The organism is Pseudomonas sp. 05N36, assembly GCF_056397385.1.
Genome location: NZ_JBFTNH010000003.1, coordinates 370,301 through 397,293 on the forward strand (window position 1 = coordinate 370,301; position 26,993 = coordinate 397,293).

27 protein-coding genes and 2 pseudogenes are annotated in these 26,993 nt (G+C 59.3%); 12 read left to right on the top strand and 17 right to left on the bottom strand.

Annotated features, from left to right (window positions below; translation table 11 throughout):
- Positions 1–2 precede the first annotated feature (2 nt).
- Together AC1DIH_RS06470 and yghX are read left to right on the top strand one after the other, a co-directional pair.
- Positions 3–665 carry a hypothetical protein gene (locus tag AC1DIH_RS06470; RefSeq protein ID WP_477771057.1) on the top strand — a complete coding sequence of 221 codons (663 nt, stop codon included), beginning with the start codon at positions 3–5 and terminating at the stop codon, positions 663–665.
- Between the two features lie 118 nt (positions 666–783).
- Positions 784–1,671, top strand: a complete 888-nt coding sequence (yghX, locus tag AC1DIH_RS06475) for a YghX family hydrolase (RefSeq protein WP_477771058.1) — start codon at positions 784–786, stop codon at positions 1,669–1,671.
- Between the two features lie 82 nt (positions 1,672–1,753).
- Here yghX and AC1DIH_RS06480 read toward each other — a convergent pair whose 3' ends face one another.
- Positions 1,754–2,317 carry an antibiotic biosynthesis monooxygenase gene (locus AC1DIH_RS06480; protein WP_477771059.1) on the bottom strand — a complete coding sequence of 188 codons (564 nt, stop codon included), beginning with the start codon at positions 2,315–2,317 and terminating at the stop codon, positions 1,754–1,756.
- Between the two features lie 78 nt (positions 2,318–2,395).
- Complete coding sequence (locus AC1DIH_RS06485; protein WP_054597057.1) at positions 2,396–3,040, bottom strand: hydrolase; 645 nt, start codon at positions 3,038–3,040, stop codon at positions 2,396–2,398.
- A 176-nt stretch (positions 3,041–3,216) separates the two neighbouring features.
- Here AC1DIH_RS06485 and AC1DIH_RS06490 point away from each other — a divergent pair, with 176 nt between their 5' ends.
- Positions 3,217–4,110 carry a LysR family transcriptional regulator gene (locus AC1DIH_RS06490; RefSeq protein WP_477771060.1) on the top strand — a complete coding sequence of 298 codons (894 nt, stop codon included), beginning with the start codon at positions 3,217–3,219 and terminating at the stop codon, positions 4,108–4,110.
- A 30-nt stretch (positions 4,111–4,140) separates the two neighbouring features.
- On the opposite strand, the gene AC1DIH_RS06495 is transcribed toward AC1DIH_RS06490, so the two are convergent.
- Positions 4,141–4,755, bottom strand: coding sequence for a DJ-1/PfpI family protein (locus AC1DIH_RS06495; RefSeq protein WP_477771061.1), 615 nt, complete (start codon positions 4,753–4,755; stop codon positions 4,141–4,143).
- A gap of 112 nt (positions 4,756–4,867) precedes the next feature.
- Between AC1DIH_RS06495 and AC1DIH_RS06500 the strand changes: the two genes are divergently transcribed.
- On the top strand, positions 4,868–6,202 hold the full coding sequence (locus tag AC1DIH_RS06500) for an aminotransferase-like domain-containing protein (RefSeq protein ID WP_477771062.1): 1,335 nt from the start codon (positions 4,868–4,870) through the stop codon (positions 6,200–6,202).
- 276 nt (positions 6,203–6,478) lie between these two features.
- Here the strand turns inward: AC1DIH_RS06500 and AC1DIH_RS06505 are convergent, their stop codons facing one another.
- Together AC1DIH_RS06505 and AC1DIH_RS06510 are read right to left on the bottom strand one after the other, a co-directional pair.
- Positions 6,479–7,138: a LysE family translocator gene (locus AC1DIH_RS06505; protein WP_477771063.1), complete on the bottom strand. Its 660-nt coding sequence runs from the start codon at positions 7,136–7,138 to the stop codon at positions 6,479–6,481.
- 174 nt (positions 7,139–7,312) lie between these two features.
- Positions 7,313–8,230: a LysR substrate-binding domain-containing protein gene (locus AC1DIH_RS06510; protein WP_477771064.1), complete on the bottom strand. Its 918-nt coding sequence runs from the start codon at positions 8,228–8,230 to the stop codon at positions 7,313–7,315.
- 210 nt (positions 8,231–8,440) lie between these two features.
- Between AC1DIH_RS06510 and AC1DIH_RS06515 the strand changes: the two genes are divergently transcribed.
- Genes AC1DIH_RS06515 through scpB form a run of 3 tightly spaced genes read left to right on the top strand, consistent with a single transcriptional unit; the run spans position 8,441 to position 11,818 of the window.
- Positions 8,441–9,730, top strand: coding sequence for an MFS transporter (locus AC1DIH_RS06515; protein ID WP_427546180.1), 1,290 nt, complete (start codon positions 8,441–8,443; stop codon positions 9,728–9,730).
- Between the two features lie 34 nt (positions 9,731–9,764).
- Positions 9,765–11,021: a CaiB/BaiF CoA transferase family protein gene (locus tag AC1DIH_RS06520; protein ID WP_477771065.1), complete on the top strand. Its 1,257-nt coding sequence runs from the start codon at positions 9,765–9,767 to the stop codon at positions 11,019–11,021.
- Positions 11,018–11,818 carry a methylmalonyl-CoA decarboxylase gene (gene scpB / locus AC1DIH_RS06525; protein ID WP_477771066.1) on the top strand — a complete coding sequence of 267 codons (801 nt, stop codon included), beginning with the start codon at positions 11,018–11,020 and terminating at the stop codon, positions 11,816–11,818. The genes AC1DIH_RS06520 and scpB overlap by 4 nt, the downstream gene beginning before the upstream one ends.
- Before the next feature lie 526 nt (positions 11,819–12,344).
- Here scpB and AC1DIH_RS06530 read toward each other — a convergent pair.
- The 3 genes and pseudogenes from AC1DIH_RS06530 to AC1DIH_RS06540 form a co-directional block, all read right to left on the bottom strand.
- Positions 12,345–12,461: pseudogene (locus tag AC1DIH_RS06530) on the bottom strand (SAM-dependent methyltransferase); the annotation flags it as partial.
- Positions 12,462–12,708: 247 nt separating this feature from the next.
- Positions 12,709–13,200 carry a DUF2269 family protein gene (locus AC1DIH_RS06535; RefSeq protein ID WP_477771067.1) on the bottom strand — a complete coding sequence of 164 codons (492 nt, stop codon included), beginning with the start codon at positions 13,198–13,200 and terminating at the stop codon, positions 12,709–12,711.
- Between the two features lie 2 nt (positions 13,201–13,202).
- Positions 13,203–14,330 (bottom strand): saccharopine dehydrogenase family protein, encoded by a 1,128-nt coding sequence (locus tag AC1DIH_RS06540; RefSeq protein ID WP_477771068.1) that lies wholly within the window; start codon positions 14,328–14,330, stop codon positions 13,203–13,205.
- Between the two features lie 204 nt (positions 14,331–14,534).
- Here AC1DIH_RS06540 and AC1DIH_RS06545 point away from each other — a divergent pair, with 204 nt between their 5' ends.
- Complete coding sequence (locus AC1DIH_RS06545) at positions 14,535–15,953, top strand: M15 family metallopeptidase (RefSeq protein ID WP_477771069.1); 1,419 nt, start codon at positions 14,535–14,537, stop codon at positions 15,951–15,953.
- Positions 15,954–15,993: 40 nt separating this feature from the next.
- Here AC1DIH_RS06545 and AC1DIH_RS06550 read toward each other — a convergent pair whose 3' ends face one another.
- From AC1DIH_RS06550 to AC1DIH_RS06585, 8 genes are all read right to left on the bottom strand, one after another.
- Positions 15,994–17,439 carry a SulP family inorganic anion transporter gene (locus tag AC1DIH_RS06550; RefSeq protein ID WP_477771070.1) on the bottom strand — a complete coding sequence of 482 codons (1,446 nt, stop codon included), beginning with the start codon at positions 17,437–17,439 and terminating at the stop codon, positions 15,994–15,996.
- A 172-nt stretch (positions 17,440–17,611) separates the two neighbouring features.
- A complete protein-coding gene (locus AC1DIH_RS06555; protein ID WP_477771071.1) occupies positions 17,612–18,268 on the bottom strand; it encodes a VOC family protein in 657 nt (218 codons plus the stop codon).
- A 76-nt stretch (positions 18,269–18,344) separates the two neighbouring features.
- Positions 18,345–18,527 carry a DUF1289 domain-containing protein gene (locus AC1DIH_RS06560; RefSeq protein ID WP_123580624.1) on the bottom strand — a complete coding sequence of 61 codons (183 nt, stop codon included), beginning with the start codon at positions 18,525–18,527 and terminating at the stop codon, positions 18,345–18,347.
- Positions 18,528–18,530: 3 nt separating this feature from the next.
- Positions 18,531–18,902, bottom strand: coding sequence for a hypothetical protein (locus AC1DIH_RS06565; RefSeq protein WP_477771072.1), 372 nt, complete (start codon positions 18,900–18,902; stop codon positions 18,531–18,533).
- An 83-nt stretch (positions 18,903–18,985) separates the two neighbouring features.
- Entirely contained in the window at positions 18,986–20,371 is a 1,386-nt protein-coding gene (locus AC1DIH_RS06570) for an ATP-binding protein (RefSeq protein ID WP_477771073.1), read from the bottom strand.
- Positions 20,347–21,012 carry a response regulator transcription factor gene (locus tag AC1DIH_RS06575; protein WP_427529101.1) on the bottom strand — a complete coding sequence of 222 codons (666 nt, stop codon included), beginning with the start codon at positions 21,010–21,012 and terminating at the stop codon, positions 20,347–20,349. Before AC1DIH_RS06575 ends, AC1DIH_RS06570 begins: the two co-directional genes overlap by 25 nt.
- 120 nt (positions 21,013–21,132) lie before the next feature.
- On the bottom strand, positions 21,133–21,570 hold the full coding sequence (locus tag AC1DIH_RS06580; RefSeq protein WP_477771074.1) for a hypothetical protein: 438 nt from the start codon (positions 21,568–21,570) through the stop codon (positions 21,133–21,135).
- Positions 21,571–21,599: 29 nt separating this feature from the next.
- Positions 21,600–22,367, bottom strand: a complete 768-nt coding sequence (locus AC1DIH_RS06585; RefSeq protein ID WP_477771075.1) for a COG4705 family protein — start codon at positions 22,365–22,367, stop codon at positions 21,600–21,602.
- Positions 22,368–22,711: 344 nt separating this feature from the next.
- On the opposite strand from AC1DIH_RS06585, the gene AC1DIH_RS06590 reads away from it, so the two are divergent.
- The gene (locus AC1DIH_RS06590) at positions 22,712–23,584 is read left to right on the top strand and encodes an undecaprenyl-diphosphate phosphatase (protein WP_103314373.1); all 873 of its coding nucleotides are present in this window, start codon (positions 22,712–22,714) and stop codon (positions 23,582–23,584) included.
- Between the two features lie 128 nt (positions 23,585–23,712).
- Here AC1DIH_RS06590 and AC1DIH_RS06595 read toward each other — a convergent pair whose 3' ends face one another.
- Positions 23,713–24,066 (bottom strand): BON domain-containing protein, encoded by a 354-nt coding sequence (locus tag AC1DIH_RS06595; protein WP_477771076.1) that lies wholly within the window; start codon positions 24,064–24,066, stop codon positions 23,713–23,715.
- Positions 24,067–24,813: 747 nt separating this feature from the next.
- Between AC1DIH_RS06595 and AC1DIH_RS06600 the strand changes: the two genes are divergently transcribed.
- The 3 genes and pseudogenes from AC1DIH_RS06600 to AC1DIH_RS06610 all read left to right on the top strand — a co-directional run bounded on the left by AC1DIH_RS06600 (position 24,814) and on the right by AC1DIH_RS06610 (position 26,843).
- The gene (locus AC1DIH_RS06600) at positions 24,814–25,308 is read left to right on the top strand and encodes a Spy/CpxP family protein refolding chaperone (protein ID WP_477771077.1); all 495 of its coding nucleotides are present in this window, start codon (positions 24,814–24,816) and stop codon (positions 25,306–25,308) included.
- 152 nt (positions 25,309–25,460) lie between these two features.
- Positions 25,461–25,948 (top strand): annotated as a pseudogene (locus AC1DIH_RS06605) (GFA family protein).
- A gap of 91 nt (positions 25,949–26,039) precedes the next feature.
- Positions 26,040–26,843 (top strand): MipA/OmpV family protein, encoded by an 804-nt coding sequence (locus tag AC1DIH_RS06610; RefSeq protein WP_477771078.1) that lies wholly within the window; start codon positions 26,040–26,042, stop codon positions 26,841–26,843.
- Positions 26,844–26,993 lie beyond the last annotated feature (150 nt).

Consider the following 26,993-nt stretch of genomic DNA (forward strand, 5'->3'; position numbering starts at 1 on the left):
CCATGAATAAGTGCCGGCGCTGCACGGCCGTCCACGAAGCTGGCCACGTTCTGGCCTTTTGGTGGAATGGTCAGCACATAGAGCGCGTCACTGTGCGTACCAGGACAGAAGCCTGCACCGGCCCAATGATTGATCTGCGCGGCAACCCGCAAAACGTAGAGGGATTGGTTGAGGCCGATTATCTGGTCCCGCACCCATCCTTCGGCGCGCCCGGGATTGCTGAGTACCTGCCCTCTATGGTCGATTCTATTGAGCGCGACCTTCTCGACTGCTTCGCCGGCCCGGTGGCCGAAGCCGTCTACCGGCGCACCAAATCGGACAAATTCACCCGGGCCAGCGGCCGGGGGGACCGGTGCCGGGGTTACGAATTGATCAGTTTGCTGCCCGCACGAAAGCTACTCGACGCCGAACCCCGGGCAATCGCCCGCTCCTGCTGTCTGGTGCGTCGTTACTGGCCCGCTGTCATCGCTGTCGCGGACCTTCTACAAGAGCACGGCACGGTTAACGGAGAAGCTATAACCGCGCTGCTGTGCGAAGTCACGGGGGAGTCACCTACGCGGCTCGCTAATGACCTGGCAACTCTCGATAGGCGATGCAACAGGCGGCGGACTGCAGTCCACTCGAAGCTACTTTTCAGCAAGGCCCAGCAATCGATAGTCTTTTAGCCAGCGGTGATTAAGCCCTATTGATTTGATGGAGGGTGACACACCACTGATGTTTGTCTCAGTAATCGGCCCAGCCCCCGTCACGTGGCAACCCGGTTGATGCAAAGGGAGCGCACAGATGAACCGCCTTACTGCAAAAGATTTTGCCCCTGAACTGCTCGAGCTCTACGACTACTACGCCCATGGCCTGATCAACAGGCGAGAGTTTCTGGATCGTGCGGCGCTGTTCACGTTAGGCGGTTTGACGGCCAGCGCACTCCTCGCCGCCCTGAGCCCGAATTATGCGCTCGCCGAGCAAGTGCCCATTACCGACCCGGACATCATCGCCGAGTACATCACCTATCCCTCCCCCAAGGGACACGGGCAAGTCCGTGCCTATCGGGTGCGTCCGGCGAAAGCCAGCGGCAAGGTGCCGGCGGTGGTGGTCGTGCATGAAAATCGCGGGCTCAATCCCTACATCGAGGATGTCGCCCGGCGGTTGGCCAAGGCAGGATTCATCGCCCTCGCCCCCGACGGCCCGACATCGGTCGGAGGTTATCCCGGTAACGATGAAAAGGGTCAGGCGCTGCAGCAGACTGTCGATCCTGAAAAGCTCATGAACGATTTTTTCGCCGCCATCGAATGGCTGATGAAGGATGACTCGACCACTGGAAAAGTCGGCATCGTCGGCTTCTGTTATGGCGGTGGCGTCGCCAATGCCGCGGCCGTGGCCTATCCAGAGTTGGGTGCTGCAGTGTCGTTTTATGGCCGTCAGCCAAGGGCTGAAGAGGTCGTCCGGATTCAAGCGCCTCTGCTACTGCACTACGCCGAACTGGACACGCGTACCAATGAAGGATGGCCTGCCTTTGAGCAGGCGTTGAAAGCTGCCGGGAAGACTTACGAAGCCTACATCTACCCTGGCGCTAACCATGGTTTCCATAACGACTCCACGCCTCGATACGATGAAGCCGCCGCCAGGCTTGCCTGGAGCAGGACGCTGGATTGGTTCCGGCGGTACCTGGCTTAGTGTTGAAATCGCCCCGCAACACGAGAACCTGCTCACGGTCAGCGAGGAGTTGCACTCTGCAGGACCTCGCTCATGAGCCGGATCACGGCTGCAGCCATTTTCCGAACAGACGTGTCACCCGAGGCATGAACACGTAGACCACCAACAGCACGATGCTGGCCGTGATCAGTACATTGCTTTGCACATAACCGCCCAGCCAGGGCATCCAGCCAAACAGCGGTTTGAACAGCATCGGCACCAGAAAACTCAGGGGCAGGATGACTAAAAAGGTCACGCAGGACTGCTTCCAGCGCGGCGGGGGCAGCGCAGCCGCATCAGTCGGAGTAAACCAGAACTCACGGTCGGCATTCACCTCGGTCTGGTCGCCATCGGCGAGCAATGGCCGCGCCTCTTCCACCAGCTTGCGGCGATCCTCGGAATCGAGCCAATACTGCAACTGTTCGGTCGTGGCGAAGCGCAGCACGCTGGTGAACTGCGCCAACCCCTGGCTTTGTCCGCGCATCACATCAATGCCCAGATGCCCTGGATACGTGCGCGCTATGGCGATGATGTGACGCAACCAGTTTTCGTACGCCTCATCCCCTCCCTGTTTGACCCGATGGCGCACCAGCAATGTGACCACGCCTTCCGACAATTCGATGTTCATGACTGACTCTCCGAGCGCGCCCGTTGGCAGTGACGGCGCAGCGAACTGCGCCGTTGAGCAACGATATTTTTCCGAGGTTTACTTGACCTGACGTTGCGGAGCCTTGTGCACCATGGTGTAGGCGTAATCCACGCCCATGCCGTAGGCACCACTGTGCTCACGCACCAGGTCCATTACTGCGTCGTAAGTCTCTTTGTGTGCCCAGTCGCGCTGGTACTCGAGCAACACTTGCTGCCAGGTCACCGGCACCGCACCGGCCTGGATCATCCGCTGCACCGACATGTCGTGAGCTTCTTTGGTCGTCCCGCCCGATGCGTCGGTGACGATGTACACCTCGTAGCCTTCGGCCAGAGCTTCCAGAGCCGGGAAGTTCAAGCAGACTTCAGTCCAGAGTGCGGCCATGATCAGTTTCTTGCGACCGGTGGCCTTCACCGCCTCCACCAGTTTTTTATCTTCCCAGGAGTTCATCGAGGTGCGCTCGATGGGCTGATGATCGGGAAACACACTGAGCAATTCCGGCCAGATGTAGCCACTGAAGCTTTCGGTTTCGACCGACGTCAAAATGGTCGGCACGTTGAAGATCTTCGCGGCTTTGGCCAATGCAACGGTGTTGTTCTTCAGGGTCTGACGGTCGATCGATTGCACGCCGAAGGACATTTGCGGCTGGTGGTCGATCAGGATCAGAGCGGAGTTGGTTGGGTTGAGCAATTCACGAATAGACATGGCGTGTTCCTTTTGATGTCGCTGTTCTGGAGGGTTGAGTTATTCAGGCTGTAAGGCGCGGTGCGTGGTCTCGTTGGAGGTGGTGTGCTACCGGCTTGGAACCTAATGTAGTTGCTGGATAAAACCGAAACAATTACCTAAAATGCATAATCATTATTTCCAGAACAGGGACAATCTTGGACCGTATCGAATGCATGCGTGCTTTTGTCGCCACCGTCGGAGCAAACGGCTTCGCCGCCGCAGCCCGAGCGATGGATGTGCCGCGCTCAAAAGTCAGTAAACAGATTCAGGCGCTGGAAGAGGCCATCGGTGTGCAGTTGCTGCAGCGCACAACGCGCAGCCTGCACCTGACCGAGGCCGGCGCGGAGTACTACGAAGCGGCCCGTGAAGTGATCGCGTCCGTGGACGAAGCCGAGCAACGGGCGCGTAACGGTATTGGCGAACTACGTGGTGTGCTGCGGGTCAACGCGCCGATGTCGTTCGGTCTGCGGCGGCTCGGGCCGCTGATCCCGTTGTTTCATGAGCAGCATCCGAACATTGAGCTGCAACTGGTGCTGAGTGACCAGCAGGTCGACCCGGTACGTGGCGGCTTCGATGTCACCATCCGCATCGCAAGCCTGCCGGACTCCTCCCTGGTGGCTCGCCTGTTGGCGCCCGCTCCGCGGATCATGGTCGCCTCCCCGGCCTATCTTGAGCGCGCGGGTACACCACAATCGCCAAAGGACCTGAGCGCACACCAATGCTTGAACTATGGCTATCTGCAGAGCGGCGTCAGCCTGCAGTTGAGCAATGGCAACGAGACCCAGCGCGTGCACGTCACCGGCCCGCTGCATGCCAACAATGGCGACCTGCTGGCCCAGGCCGCAGAAGCCGACATGGGGATCGCCTTGCTGCCGAGCTTCATTGTCGAAGAGGCTCTGGCGGCCGGCAGGCTGGTCGCCGTGTTGTGCGAATGGCAGGCCCCGCCGATCACCATCAACGCGGTCTACTCGTCTGCACGCCGGGTTCCGCAGAAGACCCGGGCGTTTATCGAGTTTTTGGTGGCGCAGCTTGCGCAAAAGCCGAGTTGAGTCGGCGGTTTGATTCTCGCTGTAATCGCCTCAAGCAACCTGCCCATCGGGCAGATACGCGGCGATATTGCGCATTGCGCGCTCAACGTACTGTTCTTTTTCCCCGACTGGCGCGACGTAGTGCAATGCACTTTCTGCCGCTTCGACGCCTTCCAGACGCGCAATAATCCAGGCCGCAAGATAGACCGAAGCGAGGCATCCTCCGGCGGTGGCGATGTTGCCTTTGGCAAAGAACGGCTGGTTGAGGATATCGATGCCAGCCGCCTGGACCCACGGTTTCGTCGTCAAGTCCGTGCAGGCTGGTACACCCTCCAGCAAGCCAAGCTTGGCCAGCACCAGCGTGCCGGAACATTGCGCACCCAGGAGCTGCCTCGAGGGATCAAGTTGCAACTGCGCCATAAGGGCGGTATCAGCCACGACTTCGCGAGTCTGCATGCCGCTCCCGACAATCACCGCATCGGCTTCGCTCGCCTCGCGAAGCGTTGCCTGGGATTCGATCACCACTCCGTTCATTGAACGGACACGGGCCGTTGGGCTGGCAATCGACACGCGCCAGCCAGGTTTCTTGATGCAGTTAAGTACGCCGAGTGCGATCAGGGAGTCGAGTTCGTTGTAGCCTTCGAAGGTGAGAATGGCGATATGCATGGTTGAGCCTTCCTGCAAATGTGGCTGGTATCCGTCAGAAGGAGGCGGTTGTACAGGCGCAGGCTATGGCGAATAATTAGTACAATCAAATTATTGTAATGGATACATCTCCATGGCTCGCTCCCGGTATAAATCGTTGGTCGACGCGTTCGCCGCCGACATTCGCGCAGGACGCCTGTCACCTGGGACGCGCCTGCCCACGCACCGGGAGCTTGCGGCCAACGAAGGCCTCGCATTAGCCACGGCGACCCGTGTCTACGCAGAGCTTGAAACAATGGGCCTGGTCAGCGGCGAAACCGGGAGAGGTACGTTTGTCCGGGAGACTTCATTGCCATCAGGATTAGGCATCGATCAGCAAGCGGTCGCCACCGGTGTTCTGGACCTTAACTTCAACTACCCGTCTCTACCGGGCCAGGCAGAACTGCTGCGTGGCGCCTTGCGCCAACTGGCGTCTTCGGGCGATCTGGAGGCATTGCTCCGTTATCAGCCCCATGGCGGGCGACAGCATGAGCGTGCGTCAGTCGCCCGGCATCTCCAGTGCCGAGGCTTGAGCGTCAGCGACGAGCACGTACTGATCGTCAACGGGGCTCAACACGGGCTGGCAGTGACTGTCATGGGGCTGCTGCGCCCAGGCGATGTTGTCGTGACGGATGCCTTGACCTATCCCGGTTTCAAAGTCCTCGCGGATACCCAGCGCCTGGAACTGGCCCCCCTCCCTGCTGCAGGCGGTGAACCTGATCTGGATGCCCTGGTTCGACTGTGCCAGAGCAGAAAGGTCCGCGCCGTCTACACCATGCCAACCTTGCACAATCCACTGGGGTGGGTCGCCAGCCAAAGCTGGCGGCAACGCTTGGTGAGCATCGCCCGTGAGCATGACTTGCTGATCATCGAGGACGCCGCCTATGCGTTCCTCGCAGAGGACGCACCGCCCCCCTTGGCAGCGCTTGCACCGGAAAGAGCCGTGTACGTGACAGGCCTCTCGAAAAATGTCGCCACCGGGCTGCGTGTCGGATTTGTCGCGGCGCCCTCCGCCTGGATCCCCGCTATCGAGAGAGCCATACGCGCGACCATTTGGAACACGCCTGGGGTGATGACTTCAATCGCCTGTCACTGGCTCGACGACGGCACGGTCAATCGCCTGGAGCGCGAAAAGCGTCAGGACGCCGCAAAGCGACAGGCCATGGCCAGGGCCACGTTGACCGACCTGAAGTACATCGGCCATCCCTCCTCCTATTTTCTCTGGCTGCCTTTGGGAGAAGAGGTTCGCGCCGACCAGGTGGCGATGGCGCTGATGCGCGAGCACGTTTCGGTATCGACCGCGGAGCCCTTTGCGACTTCTACACCTATTCCTCACGCGATCAGGCTTGCGCTCGGCTCGCTGGAACTGGATGCCCTGCAAGTTGCCCTCGACACGGTGAAGCGCGTGGTTGACGCTCATTCTTATTGAGGTGGCTGAGCGTCGCTGAACGATGAGCAAGCAGGCCTTATACGGCGCCGTCATCAAGGTAGCGCGACAGCGCTGCACAGCGTTTCAGGCTGTAATCCAGCGCTCTACTGATAGCTGAACCTTCGGGCACTAAATTCCGCTGGACGATCATCCGGGTGTGCAGCATACCCATCACCGGCATGGCTTTTTCTGCCGTATTCGATGCCGTAATTCCTTAATAATCACCGAGGCTCAGCGAGGCTGGACTCTTATCCCCGCGACGCCAATACACGGATCCTATTTTTGGCTGAGCGCCGCTATCGATACTCCCGAAGCAACGAAGGTGAGTCCTGCCCCTACATTCAGGCCATTTACCAGCCGTGGACTCTGACGCAAAAATCGGGACAGTGCAGTGGCGAATACGCCCATAAGTGCGAATCCCACTGCCGTAAGTGCCGCGAACCATATGCCGTACACCAGCATCTGCACGCTCACTGAGCCGCGTTGTGGGTCTACGAACTGCGGGATGAATGCAAGGACGAAAAATCCAGGCTTCGGATTGAGTGCTGCCGAGAGTAATCCCGTGAGGAAAATGCTCGGCAGTGATTGCCGAGTCGCTGGCTGGAAGCTAATCAGGCTACGAGAGCGTAGGACTTTTATGCCAAGCCATAGTAAATAACCGGCGCCGATAAGCTTGACGACCCAGAAGGCAACTGCGGACGTCTGCATAAGCAAAGTCAGTCCCAGCGAAGCGGTTGCTACATGAAATAGAATTCCCGCCCCAGATGCCATGCCCGATACGATAGCGGCTACCCTGCCCTGACTGAGTCCTCGGCCTACGGCCAGCAGATTGTCCGGGCCTGGTGCGAGAACCAATAGCAAGCACGCGGCAGTATAGGCAAGCCAAATATTGATCGGAAACACGGCATTCTCCTTAAGCCTCACCGAGGCATCCATCCTCATGTAGCGCCAAACTCTGCCCGTACCAGGCGGTAAAGTCAAAGCCACTGCATTTGACAATATGTGCTTGCCGAACGGTTACCGAAATACGTTTGTTTTCCCGCAAAGGACACATGCTCTAAGTCGATCACGACTTCAGGTTATTGCCTGAAGCCCACGCAACCGGACTCATCATTGCCCGTCCGCCCACCCCGGGTGGTGTCCAAACGCCTCGAACAGTTCGAAAATGGTCGCCTTGACCTTCTGCACCGCGTTGCTCTGCACGGCGCTGTCAGGCCAGCACAAAGACAGCTCGCGGGTGAACAGTCGATGATCGATTCTGGCGAGCTTGAGCTTATGTTGATCCAGTTCAACATGGGCGGCGGCCCAAGGCAGGATCGTCACGCCCAGCTTTGCCAGAACGGCTGAGAACAACAGGTCCGTGGAGTTGGCTTCGAACTCGACCTCACAGTGCAGACCGGCCTCTTGCAATGCCGACTCGACTCGACTGCGAATGGTGTTCGGGGCACAGGGCAACACCAGCGGCATCTTCGCCAAAGCGTCGATCGTCACCGGCCCCTCGGGTAACGGAAATTCCGGCCACGCGATCAGGTATAGCGTTTCGGTGAGCAGTCGCTGCGAGATCATCCCGCGGGTTTCGACCACGTCGACATTCACCGCGAGCGCCACCCGCCCGACCGTGATCAGGCCTCCCAGCTCGGCGCTCGGGGCATCGATCAATTCCAGCTTGATACCCGGGTAACGACTGCGGATCGTGCGTGCGAGCGGAATCGCCAACATCCGCGCCGTACTCGATGGCATGCCGACCGAGACCTTGCCCTGCGGGAGTTCGGCGTCCTGACGCAGCAGTTCACGGGTGCTGTCGGCTTGGCGCAGCAGTTCGATGGCATGCCGGTACAGCGTCTGCCCGGCCGCGGTGGGCACCACGCCCTGCACGCTGCGCTCGAGCAATTGCGTGTCCATGTCCCGTTCCAGATTGCGCATCTGCTGGCTGATCGCGGGCTGCGCGATATGCAGTGCCTCGCTGGCGCGGGTGATGTTGCCGCACTCAACCACCTTGATGAAATACCGCAACTGGCGCAGGTCCATGGGGGGGCGTCCAAAGAATCTGACTCTATATAAAATTCCGATGGGACCAAAGGAATTTCATATTTGTAGCTTATGAGATGCGCTGCCTAGACTGATTTCACAATAAACGAAGCGCTGACGGCGTCCCCCGCCTCGCAGCGCCTCAATAGGCCTGATCAAGGTCAATGGGAGATCTTAATGTCTAGAGCATTAACCGCATCAGCAACGAGCGTGAAGCCGATCAAAACGCCCCTGACCCGCGAGCAGATTCGCGGCTTCTGGACCGTCTACCTGGGATGGGTGCTGGATGGCGTGGATTCGGTGATCTTCGCCCTGGTTTTGATTCCCGCCTTAACCGAGTTGCTGCCCAACTCGGGCATCACCCCAACCCCCGCCAATATCGCCATGTACGGTTCTCTGCTGTTCGGGTTGTTCCTGATCGGCTGGGGAATGTCGTTTATCTGGGGGCCGCTCGCCGACCGTTTTGGCCGGGTGAAGATGCTGGCAGCCAGCATCCTGGTGTACTCGCTGTTTACCGGGGCCGCGGCGTTCTCGGAGAACATCTGGCAATTGGCGGCATTTCGTCTGATCGCCGGGATCGGCGTCGGTGGCGAATGGGCACTGGCCGGCACCTACGTGGCCGAGAGCTGGCCGGAGGACCGGCGCAAGATGGGCGCGGGCTATCTGCAAACCGGCTACTACTTCGGCTTTTTCATTGCCGCGTTGCTGAACTACACCGTCGGCGCAACCTACGGCTGGCGCGTGATGTTTCTGTGTGGTCTCGCCCCGGCGGCGGTGGCGATCTACACCGCACTGAAGGTGAAAGAGCCTGCCCAGACGCATAAGGTAGCGCACCCTGTCGCACGTTCCTCAACCACTTCTACACGCACGACATGGTGGGAAATCTTTGCCCCGGCCTTTCGCCGACGCACGCTGACCAGCTCGGCACTGGTCGGAGTTGCGATCGTCGGTTTGTGGGCCGGCTCGGTTTATGAAGCAACGGCCGTGGTGACCCTGGCGACCCGCGCCGGCATCGACCACGTCGGCGCCGTGCACCTGGCCTCCATTGGCGCGGCAGTGCTGTCGCTCAGCACCATCCTCGGCTGCCTCGTTGCGCCGTGGCTGGCCGAACGGCTTGGGCGACGGCTTGCGCTGGGCATCTACTTCGCCGGTATGGCGACGTCGATCGTGGTCGCCTTCGGCTGGGTGTTCTACATGGACGACGGCCTGCACCTGTTCATGGTGTCACTGGTGTTTCTCGGTTTCTTCGGCGGCAACTTCGCGATTTTCTCGCTCTGGCTGCCCGAGCAGTATCCGACCCGGATCCGCGCCACGGCGTTCGCCTTCAATGCCTCGGTCGGCCGCTTCATCGGCGCCGGGGTCAACTTCCTGCTGGCCGCTGCGATCCACTGGCACGGCTCGCTGGGCGCACCCATCGCCTGGACCGCTGCGGCCTTCGTGGCCGGCATTCTGATCCTGCCGTTTGCCGTCGAAACCCGTGATCAACCATTGCCGCAATAAAACCGCAGTGCTCAAACATTCAGTGGAGAACCGTATGCAAGCTTTGCAAGGCGTGAAGATCGTCGACTTGAGTCGCGCACTGTCGGGGCCGTTCTGCACCATGGTGCTGGCGGACCTCGGCGCCGATGTGATCAAGATCGAGCACGGCCCGAGCGGTGACATGAGCCGGACCTGGGGCCCGTTCGACCGGGGCGTGAGCACCTACTATCTGTCGTGCAATCGCAACAAGCGCGGCATCTGCATCGACTTCCGCAACCCCCAGGGCCTGGCCGCGATCCAGCGGCTGATCGATGAGGCTGACGTGGTGATCGAGAACTTCAAACCCGGCACCCTCGATAGCATGGGCCTGAGCTATGAGGTGCTCAGCGCACGCAATCCGCGGCTGATCATGGGCAGCATCAACGCCTTTGGCAGCGACGGCCCGATGAGCAGCTGGCCAGGTTTCGACCAGATCGCCCAGGGTTACTCGGGGCTGATGAGCCTGACGGGGTTCGTCGATGGCGACCCGACCCGCACCGGCACGGCCATCGGCGACCTGACCTCGGGCATGTGGCTGGTGACGGCGGTATTGGCCGCCCTGCTGGAGCGCGAACGCACGGGTTGCGGCCAGCACGTCAGCACCTCGTTGCTGGCCAGCCTGGTCGGGTTGCTGAGCGTGCACGGGCAACGCTACCTCAGCCTCGGCGATGTCCCCCGCCGCACGGGCAACGCCCACTCGGTCATTGCGCCTTACGGGGTGTTCCAGACGCAGGACGGCCCGCTCAATCTGGCGCCGATCACCTCGGCCATGTGGGGACGTTTATGCACGCTGCTTGATTTACCCGCGCTGCCGGACGACCCGCGCTTCGCCACCAATGAAGCCCGGGTCAAGCGACGTGACGAGTTGAAAGCTATTCTGGAAAGCCGCTTGAAAACCCGCAGCAAACGCGTGTGGACCGAGCTGTTCATCGAGGCTGGTTTACCCGCAGGTCCGATCAATACACTCGACGAAGTGTTCGACGATCCGCAGGTGCTGCATAGCCAACTGACCAAGACACTCATGCACCCGACACTCGGCGCACTGCGCCAGGTCGTGACCCCGGTGTTCAGCACAACCGACGCCGCAGAACCTGCGCCCGGTGCCAGCCAGCGCCCACCGCCGCTGCTCGGAGAACACACCCTCGAAGTCCTGCGCGAGGCAGGTTTCGACACCGCGGCGACCAACGCGCTGCTGGCCGCGAAGGCCGTGTATCAGGACACCAGTGATTCGCCAGCCATGGCATCCGGACAATCAACAGGAACCGCACAATGAACCCGACGCAAACCTCTTCCGCCACCGTGACCGTCAACAGGGTCGATGAACGAATCGGTCGGTTGGTCTTCAGCAACCCCACCCATCGCAACGCCCTCAGCGCACAACTGCTGACCGCCCTCGACGAAAGCCTCGCCGCACTGGCGTCACAACGCGTACCCGTGGTGATACTCGGTAGCGAAGTCGGCCATCCCGTCTGGAGCGCCGGCCATGACATCCGCGAACTGCAACACGACCACGACCCGGTTGCCTACGGCAAGCCACTCGAAAAAGTCTTGCGCCGCATCCGCGCCTATCCCGGCGTGGTGATCGCCATGATCTCCGGCTCGGTATGGGGCGGCGCGGTGGACCTGGCGATGAGCTGCGACCTGGTGGTCGCGGATCGCAGTGCGAGCTTTTCGATGACGCCGGCAAACATCGGTTTGCCCTACACCACGAGCGGGCTGCTGCGCTTTTTCAACAACCTGCCGATCCACGTGTTGAAGGAAATGTTTTTCTGCGCGCACAAGCTCGATGCAGAACGCGCTGAACATTTTGGTGTGGTGAACCGGCTGGTCGATAGCGACGTACTGGAGGCCACCGCGCTGGAACTGGCACGCACCATTGCTGGCAAAGCGCCGCTGGCCATTGCCGCGGTCAAGGAGCAGCTGCGCATCCTCGAAGACCTGCAACCGATGCCCGTCCAGGCGATGGAACAGATCGCAGAACTGCGTCGACAGGCGTGTGAGAGCAGTGACTTTGATGAGGGGCTGGCAGCATTTGCAGAGCGTCGGCCGGCGGTGTTTAGCGGTCGGTAGGATTCCCTGAGGCAGACAATCAAGCCTGGTGAACGACGTACGTCACACGGTTGAATCCCGATGGAGCCGATACCCATCGGGAACACCGGTAAAAAATCGAACCCAAGCCATACCGCTGCTTCCAATGTACAGGCCAGTGGAGGTAGCGAATGAAAACGGAGCTATGTGTGCTGCCGAACGGAATTTCGAGCACCAGTGCCGTACCTTGTATTGGCAATACCCTGGTGTCGCAATCCCGTTCAGTATGAGAGGTGGATTTCATGAGCAGCATCGTCTACATCGTCGGGGCAGTTGTGATCGCCCTGTTTGTCCTGTCGGTCCTCGGGCTTCGATAGATTCGAAGACCATCTTTATTCATCGTTTGTGCTTTATTTCCCTGACGTGGACGTTCGCCTCATCACCCTTCCTTCGATGATGGCACGGGCGTCACCCGCCACACGACGTTACCGGCATCGTCCGCAATCACGATCCAATGCTCCCGGTGGCGACAGGCTCCTGTCGGCCAATAACCGACAATCGGTTCCATTCAGAAAGTTCTACACGTCACCCGAGCGCCCCAGAAAAGGCGGCTGAAAAAACGAGTAGCGTCTCCGAATCCCGAGTCATGCAGCAGTTTTTGAACTGCCGCCTCGGAGTGTGGAGGGGTTGACTGGCATAGGCGTACTCATTGCCCGTGAGGTATCAGATTTTTCAGCTGCGCTCAGAGGCGATGATTTCAAGGCGATTCTCCATGTCCTCAAATCAAGCTACGCCACGCACTTCGATAATAAAAATCCATTAATTTTATGCTCTGCATTCCTATGAGGAATACGACGCTTGAGTGAGTGCTCGTCTGCCTGGGTTGGTCGCGTCGTTTGGCGATAGCCCGCGTCCGGCATTGCCTCACCCTCCTACCCCATCACCTCAACCAAATCCCTCGGCGTCATCTTCGTCACCATAATCATCACAATCACGAACATTCCCAAAAAACCCAGCACGCCCATCCAGAACCATTTCCTGTAAACGGATCTGTACTCCTCAGCAAGCCCCACCCCCGCCTCAACCGCGCTCAACGCCATCATGTGCAGCCGCTTCTGAAGCACCAACACCGGAAGCCACAGCGAGCCCACACACAGGAAGATGATCAGCGACGTCAGAACCCATTCCGTGGTGAGGGGAAGCCCGGCGAGCTTCACCAACAGGTAACCCGTCACGATCTGAATGAAACCTGCCGGTGTGGTAATCCAGGTGTCGAATCGCACGACCATTCTCGCCACGTGCGCGATCACTTGAGGATTGGCCGTGCGGCTGGCGGCGATCAAATAGAGGTAAGACCCCATGCCGAATCCGAACAGGAAAATGGCGGCGATGACGTGGATGTACTTCAGACTCAGGTAGAGCATGGTCAGCCCTGCTCGTCAGAGAATTTTACCGACAAGTGTAGATTCACCGGGTCGTTGATCGCAGCCATGTACTCATCGACGGTGATCTCACCCACGCAAGCCCGGGCACCGGGCTCGGGCAAGTACCCCTGGACGATTTTTGCGGCCAAGGCAACCGCTGCGCAGCTGGGGATCTCTGGGCCCTTGTCATTCATAGCCGTCAGTTGCACCGTCATGGACAGCGGCTTTGCATCAACATCGATGCCCTGGACGTCGATGTACATTGCACTTTTACCATCACCGAATCGCTCGAACCTGCGGCCCCAGCGATGCAATCTTGCAGCCCATGGCGCAGGGTCTTGAACCAGCCCCACTCTCATCGCCTGAGCCAGCAGATAATTGGCCACACCGCCGAGCTTCAGGCCTGACCCAGCCTTGAAACTCAGGGTTTGCGCACCATAACGCTGGGCGAATATATCGATGTCCGGCACGTCGACATTGGCCAGCACCCGAGTACCCAGTCGTGGCATCTTGCGAAGCGTCAGGTCCTGCCAGCCCAACACTTCATGCACCTGTCCATTCCTGAGTTGCTTGATCGGTTTACCTGCGTAGGCGAGCACACCTTCGACGGTCGACAGTCCCGGCATCTTTGCCGAAGATGAAATGCCATGGTCGATCGAGTCGATACGTTTGAAGCGATGTCGGTGTTGGTCGATTATTGCCGACGATAAGGTCGGCACCGAACTGCAACCGCTGAGGATAGCCACTCCTGCACGCTTGGCTTGTGCGTCGAGCGCGCCAATTCCGGTGACGAAAGTACGGCAGTCAGACAGGTCGCAATAGTTCACGCCCGCATCGATACAGCCCTGCGCAACGGCATAGGTCTGTCCCTGGAACGGGCCGCCGGTATGGATGACCAACTGAATAGCCATCGAGTCGAGGACGGACTTGAATGCAGTGTCCATGGCATCGCCGCACCAGCTTTCACAGGTGGCGCCCGACTGGGCTTTCAGCTCGTCGACTTTGCGCAACAACTTCTGTGAGTCACGCCCAGAAATCACCAGCGATACACCTGGCATCGCAATTAAATGCCGGCAAACGATGCTGCCAAAGTTTCCGTAGCCACCGATTACCATCACCCTGAGCGTCATTCATCTCTTCCCTAAACCATTCGATCATGTGGCTAATTCGCCCTGAACATGGACTGGCGCGGAGCTTCTCTGATATCAGATGGCCAGGCAAGCGGCAATGCCATCGACCCAACCAGGCAACTCACCCCGCTAACCCTGATTGAGAAAAAAGGGTACAACCATTAGCCTGCTCTGGATTGAAAACCGGCACCTTTGGAGGCATCGATGCGCCTGCTGTGCAGAATCAAACCGCTGTGCCTCTCGATGCTGGCCATTATCACTCCCTGCCTGGCGAGCGCCGAGCCAAGGCCCGAGCATATGGTCTATTTGCGGGCGATTGATCCAAATATCGAGCAGGACATCCGCTACGCCAGCGCTCATAACTTCACCGGACACCCACTTGACGGCTACGACGCTGCGGAGTGTCTGTTGTCGCTGGACGCCGCCAAGGCCCTTGCCCGGGTGCAAACGGCGCTGCGCGCGCAAGGCTACGGTTTGAAGGTATTTGACTGTTATCGGCCCAGCCGGGCTGTTGCCGACATGGGGCGCTTTGCGACGCAACCGGGTGACCCGCGCAAGGCCGAGTTCTATCCGCGCGTAGACAAGCAAGACTTCTGGCGTTTGGGTTATGTCGCCCGGGTTTCGAATCACTCCAAGGGCGGCACGGTGGATCTGACGCTGACCGGGCCGGAGGCTCTGCCCGCCCAGACATGGAGCCCCTCGGCGGCGCAAGTCGACTGCGCCGCGCCCTATGAGCAGCGTTGGCATGATGGTGCCGTCGACATGGGAACAGGGTTCGATTGCTTCGATGAACGAGCGCATACCGACAGTTCAACGATCAACGCGACTGCCAAAGAGAATCGCCAGCGGCTCAGCAACGCCATGCTAAAAGAGGGATTTTCCGGGTACTCGAAAGAATGGTGGCACTTCACCTACACCGGGAACGATGCGCTGAAGAACGTCATGGATTTCCCTATTACGGCTCAGGCGGTGGACACCAGCAATCAGTTGATTGTGGTCACGACAAAAAACTGGACTGATGTCCAGGGGACTGCCCAACGTTACGAGCGGCAAGGGAAAACGTTTCAGAAATACGGGGCGCCGTTTCCGGTGGTTGTCGGCAAAAGCGGGCTGGCCTGGGGCAAGGGTCTCGGTGTCGTCGAGCAACGCGAAGGGCCGGTCAAACGTGAAGGCGACGGGAAAGCGCCTGCTGGCCTGTTCAAATTGGGAACAGCTTTTGGCTACGACAGCTCGGCCGATACCAGGCTGCCTTACCTACCGCTGACACCAACCACCGAGTGCGTGGATGACAGCCACTCCAAACGCTATAACGAGCTCGTCGACGGGTCGAAAATTGCCAAGGACTGGAACAGCTCAGAACACATGCGTCGCGATGACGACATGTATCGACAAGGCATTGTCATCGAGCACAACACACCGGCGTCCGCCGACGCGGGCTCGTGCATTTTCTTCCACATCTGGCGAGCCCCCACCTCCCCGACGCTTGGCTGCACAGCCATGGACCCGGCAGATATTGCTCGCTTGTTCAGCTGGCTGGACCCGCGTCAGTCGCCTCTACTGGTTCAACTGCCCGAGGCGGAGTACGAGCACTTTCGCGAACGCTGGAACCTGCCCCAGCGTTGATACCGTTGACTCAAACTCGGCCTGCGCCCATGCACCGACCTCAGTCGTGATCCACGCCAGCGCGCTTGAGCATTTTCTTGCAGCGTTCGGACAAGTGAAACACCCGCAACTGTTTGCCGGTCTTGATGTAGCGCTCACGCAGCGTCTTCAGCGCGGCGACGGCCGAGTAGTCGACAAAGCTCAGGTGACGACAATCGAGGGTTACCTCGGGCGGGTCGTTGGCGGGGTCGAACTGGTTGAGGAACGGTGCAGTAGAGGCGAAGAACAGCGTGCCGTGCAGGCGGTAGAGTTTGCTGCCGTCGGCTTCCAGGTAACTTTCGGCGTATAGCTCGCGGGCCTGCTGCCAGGCGAAGTTCAGCGCGGCAATGATAATCCCGCAGAGCACGGCGATGGCCAGATCGGTGAACACCGTGATGATCGTTACGGCAATGATCACCAATACGTCGTTCAACGGTACTTTGTTGAGCACCCGCAGCGAGGCCCAGGCGAAGGTCTGCTGCGCCACGACGAACATCACCCCGACCAGTGCGGCCAGCGGAATACGCTCGATCAGCGGCGAAAGGAACAGGATGAACAGCAAGATCATCACTCCGGCGACCACACCAGAGAGGCGACCGCGGCCGCTGGAACTGAGGTTGATCACGGTTTGACCGATCATGGCACAGCCGCCCATCCCACCGAACAGACCGGAGACCATATTGGCCGCGCCCAATGCCACGCATTCACGATCCGGGTAGCCACGGCTCTCGGTGATCTCGTCGGTGAGGTTGAGCGTCAGGAGGGTTTCCAACAGCCCGACCAGGGCCATCAACACGGCGTAAGGGGCAACGATGCGCAGGGTTTCCAGGTTCCAGGGCAGTTGAGGCAGGGCCAGGCCAGGCAGGCCGCCGGCAATGTGCGCCATGTCGCCAAGGGTGCGCGTCGGCAGGCCGAGCAGGTAGACCGCCAGACCGACGCCGAGGATCGCCACCAACGCCGGTGGCACGGCTCGGGTCAGGCGCGGCAACACGTAGACGATGGCCATCGTCAGCGCCACCAGCCCGATCATCAGATACAGCGCTGTACCGCTCAGCCAAGTCCCGCCACTCTTGAAATGCTCCAGTTGGGCCAGGGCAATGACAATCGCCAGGCCGTTGACGAAACCGAGCATCACCGGGTACGGCACCATGCGCACCAGTTTGCCCAGCCGTAGCAGACCGAACGCCATCATCAACAGTCCCCCCATCAACACCGTGGCGAGCAGATACTGCACGCCGTGCTGCACCACCAGCGCGACAATCACCACGGCCATCGACCCGGCAGCCCCGGAAATCATCCCCGGCCGGCCCCCGAACAGGGCGGTCAGGGTGCAGATGATGAAGGCCCCGTACAAACCCATCAGCGGATTCAGGTGCGCAACCAGAGCGAAGGCGATGCATTCGGGCAGCAAGGCAAAAGAGGTGGTGAGTCCGGCCAGGGCATCAGCGCGCAGACGTTTGGGTTTCATGGCTTACCTAAAATACAGGCCGACGGAACAAGCCGCAGGGCGTGGTGGATAAAGACGGCTGCGGATATTACGGAATTGAAGAAGGCCCGGCCAGCAACCGGGTAATCCCCCTCCCCTGCGTAATCGTCGGTTTTTAAGCTTTTTTGCTTTCGAGCCTCCGTTTCAGGCCGAACTACCAGTTCATGATCATCGGCATCCCCGGACGAAAATCATGCGTCTGGCCGCTCGCCCCATGATCAATCTCCACTACGAGCAGATGCTCATGGCCCTGAACAATTGCAAACCCATCCAGCTGGTTTGCACATTGCGCAGCGCTAGAAAAAGCCTGGTTGTCGGGAGTGATCACTCGCACCGATGTAATGTCGCGAAAACCATTGGGATGCTCGAACGGCTGCGCTCGCTCAATCGGAGCCTCATCGGGTCTCTTGGCAAACGAAAGAAAAAACCACATCGGTTCAGTTACAGGCGCATGTCCCACGTCGACGCTCAGCGCCGCGGGTAAGTAAACGGGTCGATACTCCCAGACTGGAAATAGTGGCTTCTCCCCTACCGTGGAAGGTCTGAAGCAAACACCAAAGGGCGCGGCGACTCCCTCCATGCACGTGAGGCGGTCAAAGAGTCGGGTTGGCGCCGTTAACTGACTTCGAGCTTCTGACTCATCCGTGAGATATAGAAGTTCAATAAAAGCGTTTCGGAAGAAGAACCGTCTATTGGCAGTGCCTTGACCTGGGTGGACGTTTGGTGTCCCTTCGACAAGCCCGAGAGTTTTCAGAGCTTCAGCACCTTGAGCGTCATGATTCACACAAATAAAAACATGATCCATTTCCATCGTTAACTCCCTTTAACGTTGTGACTTGACTGTCTGGTTACTCAGCAACGACTCAACAACTTTACTCGCCAGCGGCTCACCCGTTATTTTTTTTCAGGCTTTGCAGGCGCAGGTTCGCGCGTTGCACGGCGGCCATTTTTTCGGGGCGCTTCATGCGCTTCCATTTCCTGATGTCCTCTTTGATGCGCCCACAACTCACACACAGCTCACCGCGCAGCTGACAAACGGAAATACACGGGTTTTCGATATCCTTGGCCATGGTTCAATCCCGAGTCGAGCGCTGGCGCGCCAAGCGTTGCTGCCAGTTTCCGGCATGAGCGCACTGACACTCTTCTTCAGTGTCAAATTGCACGTGAGCCGAAACCGGACTGACGAGAATGTCCGCTTCACTCAACGCCACGGCCGTCAGTTCGACCATGCGCTCAGCTTGCCCGACGGCCAGGGCCTGACGCTTGTTGGCCAGTGTGTCGAAGACCCAGGTCACCCTCAGGCTTGCGGGGAACGCCGAGTAATCCACCTCGTGGGTCAACCAGGCGAAGCCGACGATTTCCGCTTTGGCCGTCTCACACGCCTCGGTAAGGGTAACCACCAGGCGACGCTCGATTCGCGCCTGATCGCGTTTGCTTAAAAGCATGGATTGATCCTTGAATGAGTATCCAGGGCCGGCTGAGAGATGCATCAGCCGGCCATGTGTTCTTTTTGCAAATGATGCCGCGCCTACAAATGGGCGACAGGGGGAACGCTGCGGGAAATCAATGACGGCAACCATACCGAAACACACAACCCGCGTCTTGCCACCTCATCGCCAAACCCCAGGCGAATCTGTGCCCCGTTGCGATCGGCTACCGCCTTGACGATCGACAGCCCCAGCCCGGACCCGACCTCATGGTTCCCGAGGCTGCGATAAAACGGGTCGAACACACGCTCCCGTTCCTCGGCCGCAATCCCGGGACCGGTGTCCTTGACCTGCAACAGCGCTCCGCCCTCCTCCATGCTCACCGAGAGATCGACCCGTCCGCCCGCAGGCGTATAGCGAATGGCGTTATCGACCAGGTTCTTGGCCATGGCCAGCAGGTCGAGCTCGTTGATCAGCACCTGCACGTCCTGTTCGTCCTCGACACCGATGTCGATATGCTTGGCCTCGGCCAGCGGCAGCAGGTCCTCCAGCACGCGACGATAGATGCCATGCACGGAAACCGGCGTTGCAGGCAGTGTCGAGTTCGATTGTGCGGTGGCCAGCGCCAACAGTTGATCAATCAGATTCTTGCCGCGCTCGATCCCCCGCCGCAACGCAAACAGACGCTCCCGGGCCAACGTCGACATGTCTGCGACGGCCAGGCGCTCGGCTTGCAGCGACAGGGCCGTCAACGGCGATCGGAGTTCGTGGGCGGCGTCGGCGACGAAGCGTCGCTGGGTCTCCATCGACTGCGCCACACGGTTGAGCAATCGATTGATGGCCAGCACGAAGGGACGGATCTCGGCGGGCAAATGGTTCTCGTCGATGGGGTGCAGCTCCTGCTCGCCGCGCTGGTCGATTTCAGACGCCAGTGCCGCGATAGGCCGAAACAGCTTGCGCACCAGATCGGCAACCACCAGCAAGAGCACGGGAAACAGGATGAGAAACGGCAGCAGGCCGCGCCAGGCGCTCTCGCGGGCGTCCTTGTCACGCGTGCCGGTTTCCTGCGCAACGGCGATGCGGGCGCCACTGTTCAGGGTCTTGACCAGCACACGAAACGGCTCGCCACCAACCACCAGCGTCGACAGGCCGTCGGCCAGCGTTGTCGGCAGTGGCAGCGGTGCGCCAGCCTCCACATTGCCCGACACCTGGTTGCCATCGTTCAGGTATTGAACGGTGACCCTGGATTCCTCATCGTCGCCCTCGATGCCCTTGCCTTGCGTCGGATAGGTCAGCGTCATCTGCTGACGCTCGAACAACACGGCCACCTGGTGCAGGGTGTTGTCCTGCATTTCCAGGGCTTCATCGAATGCCGAGACAAAGGCAAAAATGCCGGCCACGATAGCGACGATCAAAATCGCCAGCGACAGGGAAACGGACAACCTGACCTGGACCGACTCGCTCAGTCGCCTTTTGAAACCATCCATCCCATACCCCTGACATTCTTGATGACGTGGCTGCCCAGCTTGCGACGCAGCGCATGGATCAGAAACTCGACCGCATTGCTTTCCACTTCATTGCCCCAGCCATAAATGCGGTCTTCGAGCTCGCTGCGCGAGAGAATCGCCCCCGGCCTGATCAACAGTGCCTGCAGCAGTGAAAACTCGCGACTGGAGAGCTGGACCTCGGGATTTTCTTCAGTGCTGGCTTGTTTCGAGATCGGGTCCAGCGACACCACGCCGTTGCTGAACACCGGCAGCGCGTTRCCGCCTTTGCGGCGCAGAACGGCCCGCATGCGGGCCAGCAGCTCGGCCATATCAAAGGGTTTGAGCAGGTAATCGTCGGCGCCACCGTCGAGGCCGCGCAAGCGATCGTCGAGGCTGTCGCGGGCCGTGATGATCAGCAATGGAACGCCGTTGTTGCGAGCCCGAATGCTGCTCAATACCGCCAAGCCGTCCTTGCCGGGCAGGCCGAGGTCAAGCAGCACCAGGTCATAATGTTGAGTGTCCAGCGCCGTCAGGGCGGTGAGGCCATTGTTGACCCAGTCGGCGGCGTAACTGGCATCTTTCAGCGCGTCCTGGATCGCCTCCCCGATCATGGGGTCGTCTTCGACCAGTAATATCCGCATGTCCCTCTCCGGTGATAAGTGAGGCTCGACACTCACGCGGGTATACCTGCGCGAATGTCGAGCCTGCATTGAATCACCTGTTCAAGCGTGGGCGAAGCGATTTATGGGGATTGAAAGCGGTCAGCTTTTTCCTTGCAGCGAATTGAAGGTTTTCAGCAAGTCATCCATCGCCGCCTTGCAGTCGCTCTGTTTCGGGCCGCTGGCGCGCAAGGCTTCAAGTGCGGTGTCGATGGACTTGTCCAGGACATGCCAGTCGCTGGCAGCACGCGGCTTGATGCCGGCTTCTGCGGAGTCCCAGGACAACTCCAGGTCCTTGATTCGCGTTTTCGCACCTGGCAGGTCGTTTTTATTCACCAGATCGGCAACGTTGGCCGCAATGCCCTGGAATGCCGACAGGTCGCCGAGCTTCGAGGCCGAGCTTTGCTGGACGCTGGCCGCGCCCGAAGTAGCACTCGTTTTAGGCGCGTCAGCGGGTTTCGAACACCCGGCGGCCAGGCTGAACACGACAATGGCGGATAGGACGGCGGCTTTACGAATGGCGGTTTGAACGTAGACCATGATGATTCCTTGATAGGCTTTTGAACGGGTTATTCAGTGACGAGTTTGCGATTGCCGACGCTCATCTGTGCGACGGCGACCAGGATCAGGATGACGCTGAGGAAAATCGCGCTGGTCCACATGGCGCCCATGCCGAGGCCACCATAGGTCTTGGCTTGCGTCAGCAAATCTCCCAGCGAGGCGCCGAAAGGACGGGTCAGGATGTAGGCGATCCAGAAGGTCAGGACCGTATTGCCGCCCAGGCGCCAGGCGGCGAACGTCACGCCGATCAGCGCGCCGAAAATCACCGCACCCAGTGTGAAGCCAAGCCCCAGCGCCTCGGTGGCGAGGTCGCCGGCCGCTGTGCCCAGCGCAAAGGTGCAGAGCACCGTCGCCCAATAGAACAGCTCCCGGCGCGGCGTGACGATTTCAGTGATCGAAAGACTGCGCTCCAACCCGTACCAGATCATGAAATTGATCGCCAGCAACACGGAAAATACCGCCGTGCTGGCATACAGGCTGATGCCCATTTTATCAGTGAGCACGTCGGTAATCTGCGTCCCGACGATGCTCACCAGCACCACCGTCAGCCAATAAATCCAAGGGGTGTAGGCGCGTGTACGAAGTTGGCCGAACAGTGCGATCGCCAATAGCACGGCCATGCCGATACTGGTCACACCCTGCCCCAACCCGGCATCGACGGCGAGAAAGTCAGCGCCGGTTTCACCCACGGTGGTGGACATGATCTTGATGACCCAGAACGACAGCGTCACCTCGGGGACTTTATTGAGCCAGTCAGCTTTCGTAAGCGGCTTCATGTGGATGCTTCTCCTTGACAGCGCTGCAAATCGCGCAAGGGAGAGACTACGCAGGCAAACTTAGCTGGGACTGAGGAACCTCGATTGTCGGTCATGAAGCGAACATAAAATCCCGCCCAGGCCTGTACACAGGGGCTTCGCGGGCGCTCATGACTAAAAAAATCATCTCGACAGCCTGTAGCAAACAGTTACAAATAAGGCCATTATTCCGCTCGCAGTCACCATGAACGCCCCTCTCACAGAGCGGTTCAGTCCAGGATCATTTGCCCACTGCCAAGACTTTCCGAGCGTCGCTCCGTTTTTTCGGGGGTAGTGGGAAAGCCTTACTTTTTAAGGAACGTATTTTGACAAACGTCTGTACCAGCGGCCTTGATATCGGCTTTGCTTCTCTGGATTACCTGCAAATTGGCATCCTGGGGATCATTCAAGGCATCACCGAGCTATTACCCATTTCGTCCACTGCGCACATGCGAATCGTACCCGCCCTGCTCGGCTGGCCCGATCCTGGCTCGGCGTTTTCCGCCGCCATGCAATTGGCCGCACTGGCTGCAGTCGTCAGCTATTTCTGGCGTGATGTACGGGAAGTCGTCGCTGGCAGCATAGGCGCCGTGCGGCAGCGTGATTACAACAATCAGTCGTTCAAGCTGGCCGTTGCGATTGTGCTGGCGACCATCCCGATCGGCATTGCGGGCCTGGCCTTGTCCTCGCTGCTCAATACGTGCAACTCACCGTTAAGAGGCCTGATGGTGATTGGTATCTCGTGCCTGGTGATGGCCGTTCTGCTGGCTGCGGCCGAACTCAGCTGCCGCCATCAACGCGTCGTGGGACAAATGCGCCTGCGGGATGCATTGATTGTCGGCATTGCGCAGATTGGCGCGCTGATCCCCGGTGTTTCACGCTCTGGTTCAACACTCACCGCCGCACTCTTCCTTAACTTCAAACGTGAAGAAGCCGCGCGCTTCTCATTCCTGCTTGGACTGCCCGCTATCGCGCTGGCCGGCTTGAAAGAGCTGTGGGTGCTGTATCACGCGCATATCCCGGCCGAAGCATGGTCGCACCTGATTTTCGGGTTGGTGATCGCCAGCGTGTCGGCGTTTTGCGCCATCTGGGGCCTGATGAAATTCCTCGAAAGGTTTTCCACCTGGCCTTTCGTTATTTACCGGGCGGTACTGGGTATTTTCCTGATTGTCGCGGTCAGTACCGGGCTGTTGAGCTAAACAACGTTCCAACGCTGATAGAGCCCGGCCCAGTGCCGGGCTTTTTATTGTCAGCCGACGATACGGTCTGCATTGCGCCGCGCTCCCGTTTCGCAACCGGGAGCGCGGCGTTCACACGGTTGCCAGCATCATTTGTCATCCATCTTTTTTTCCGACGATTGCGGACGGTACTCGGTGCTTTCTTCAGCGTTGGGTGCTTCGGGGAGATGCCCCGGAGTGAACACATGAGTGAGCAAGTCTTTGGCATCGATTTCGTTGACACCATTCACCGAACGGGCGAGCTCTACCACCCGCTCGCATTCTTTATGGGTGTTGACGCGACCGCTCAGCGCCACCGTACCTGCATGGGTTTTGACATTGACGTGCATGCTCAGAGTCGGTTCTGCAAATGCCAGCGCCGATTTCACCCGGGTAGTAATCCATGCGTCGTGAACGGCTGTTCCCAGATTATGAGAGTAATGCTGGAAGGAGTGAGTTTTCATAGTTGGACCCTCTCTCGTGTCATCGACAGATTAATTATAGTGCGGCCATTGCGGTCCGAGCGCTGTCCCCCAGCCCGTCTGCTTTAATCACTCTGTATCGGGCGCAAGGGTGCGCTACCGAACAGACCCGCGCCGGTCGCTGAGTCAATCTGGCGTGAGGTAGATCGCTGCCAGGTCAGAACGGTCACGATCCTCCTGCACATCAGTGGACGGTGGGGTTCAGTGATTCCCTCATCCAAAGAGGCACGACTCATGACTCAGTATTCGCACATACCTTTATACCGACGACTGGCAGTAATGCTCGTCGCTGTTACCGCGGCAGCTACCGTGCTACCGGCACAAGCACAACACGACTATCAGCGGGACGGCTACGGCCGGCAGGTTTACCATCGCGACTATCGTGGCGGTCATGACAACCGTCGTGACTATCGCGGCGGCGGTGGTGGCTATCGCGGTGGTGGCAACGGCGATTTGGGCGCGCTACTCATTGGCGCCGTAGTGGGAGCAGTGGCCGCGGGCGCGGTACGGGCGCCGCCTGCCGTGATTTACCGGGAACCCCCTCCGCCGCCGCCACCAGGGGTCCGGTACTACCCAAGGCCGGACTATCCCGATTCGTACAACTCCTATCGATATCCTCCTCCCGGCTATTAAGCTGCCTGGCCATATGAAACCCGAGCGACCGCCACTGACACTGATATATCCCCTGCAACGGTCGTCAGTTCGACAACTCAATCCGGATATAAAGACATGAACAACTTCGTACTCAAAGCGGCTATGCCGGCAGCATTGATGCTGGCATTGCTCAGCACTTCTGTCTCGGCACAGACGACGGCTGCCAGCACTCCTGCCGAACAGTCACAGAAGGCTGCCACTCACACCAAAAAGCACATGGACGTTGTAGAGAAGAGGATCAGCGAACTACACGCCAAGCTGAAAATCACCGACAAGCAGTCAGCGCAATGGGATGCCTATGCGCAAACCATACGTGATAACGCACACAACGCTGATACAGCCTTTGTGGAACGTGCGGAAAAGCTCTCATCGTTAAATGCCGATGATGCGATGGCATCCTATGCCAAATTAGCCCAATTGCACGCAGACAATATGCAGAAGCTTGCAAAGGCGTTTAGTGCTCTGTATGGCACCTTTTCCGATGTTCAGAAAAAAAATGCCGACAAGCTGTACCGCAATGAAGAGGAGAAGCGGGAGGACCGGCACGAGGTTGCGAAAAAAGCCAAGTGATATGCCACGACCTTCGACCAGGCGAACCGGCCGCAGCAGGCTCGGTTCGCACTGGAACGCAACGACCGCAGAGGCTGATGCCAAGGGCTGAAGTATTGCTGAACTGCTAGGCTGTTCCAGGAAGTCTGCGCGACCTTTTGGAGGTTTGCCCCATGCAGCTTGAAGGTTCCTGCCATTGCGGCGCGGTGTCGTTCAGTCTGAACAGTGCCCACCCCTTCCCGTATCAACGTTGTTATTGCTCAATCTGCCGCAAGACTCAAGGCGCTGGCGGCTATGCGATCAACCTCGGCGGCGAGGCGAAAAGCCTGAAGGTCCGCGGCCGCAAACACATCTCGATCTATCACGCGCGCCTCAAGGATGACGGCGCCCGGCGTGCCCACAGCAGCAGCGCCGAACGGCACTTCTGTTCGCTCTGCGGCAGTGGCTTGTGGTTGTTCAGCCCTGAATGGCCCGAGTTGATTCACCCTTTTGCTTCGGCCATCGACACCCCGCTGCCGGTGCCGCCGGAACACACGCACCTGATGCTCGGTTCAAAAGCCTCGTGGGTCGAAGTCGAGCTCCATCCCGGCGATCAGCAGTTCGAGGTCTACCCGCAAGAATCCATTGCCGAGTGCACGAGCGGCTGGGCCTGAGCCGTTAACAGTCTTTGACAGTTTCCCGACAAAGCTCTCAAAGATTGCCCGCCTATAGGCCCCTAGCATGATGGCATCCTAATCCCTGCCGGGTGCCTCATGCTTGCTCTGAAAAACCGCAAAACCTTCTGTCTTTCGCTGACGTCCATCTGCCTGCTGGCCTCGACCGAGCACCTGCGGGCCGAAGACTGGCATTACAGCGTTCAGGCCGGAGTGGCCAACGCGCCACGCTACAGCGGCAGCGCTGAACGGGTGACTGCGCCGCTGCTGGGTGGCCAGATTGTCAGCCCTTATGGCCTCTTCCTCGACACCGAACGCGGTCTGGGCTGGCAGAACGAATGGGGAGACCTGGCATTCAGCACCTACATTGGCCTGAGTGAAACGCGCAAGGACCGCAAGTCGAGGTTCAAGGGTTCGGAGCGCCTGGACGGCATGGGCTCGATCAAATCCCGCCCGCAACTGGGTGCCCGCATTCACTACACCCTGGGTGAAGTGGTCGTCGGCGCCACCCTGGAGCACGCGCTGAAAAAGAGCGATGACGACCGCGACACCGACTCCGCCTACAACCGACTGGAACTGAGCATCAGCACCAACCTTTACGAAGGCGAATACGGCAGCCTGGATGGCAGCCTCAACAGCGTGTTCGGTGATGCCGACTACGTGCGGACCTGGTACGGCGTGAGCACGGCCCAGGCTTCACGCAGCCAGTTCCGGGCCTACGCCACCCACGGCGGGATGGTCAGCCGAGGTGCAGCGTTGACCTGGGCGGTGCCGATCAACGACCAGACCGAATTCTCGACAGTGCTGGCGATGCAGTACCTCAATGGCGATGCAGCGGACAGCCCGATCGTCGAACGACGGATGCAAACGTCGCTGGCCAGCCAAGTGAAATACAGCTTCTGAGTTGCCCTCCCCAGCACACACCCGCCCTGTAGCAGCTGCCGAGCCTGCGAGGCTGCGTTCGGCTGCGAAGCAGTCGTAAAACCTGAATCCCGTTTCTCACTGTAGAACCCGGACAGCCGGGTTTACGACTGCTGCGCAGCCGAACGCAGC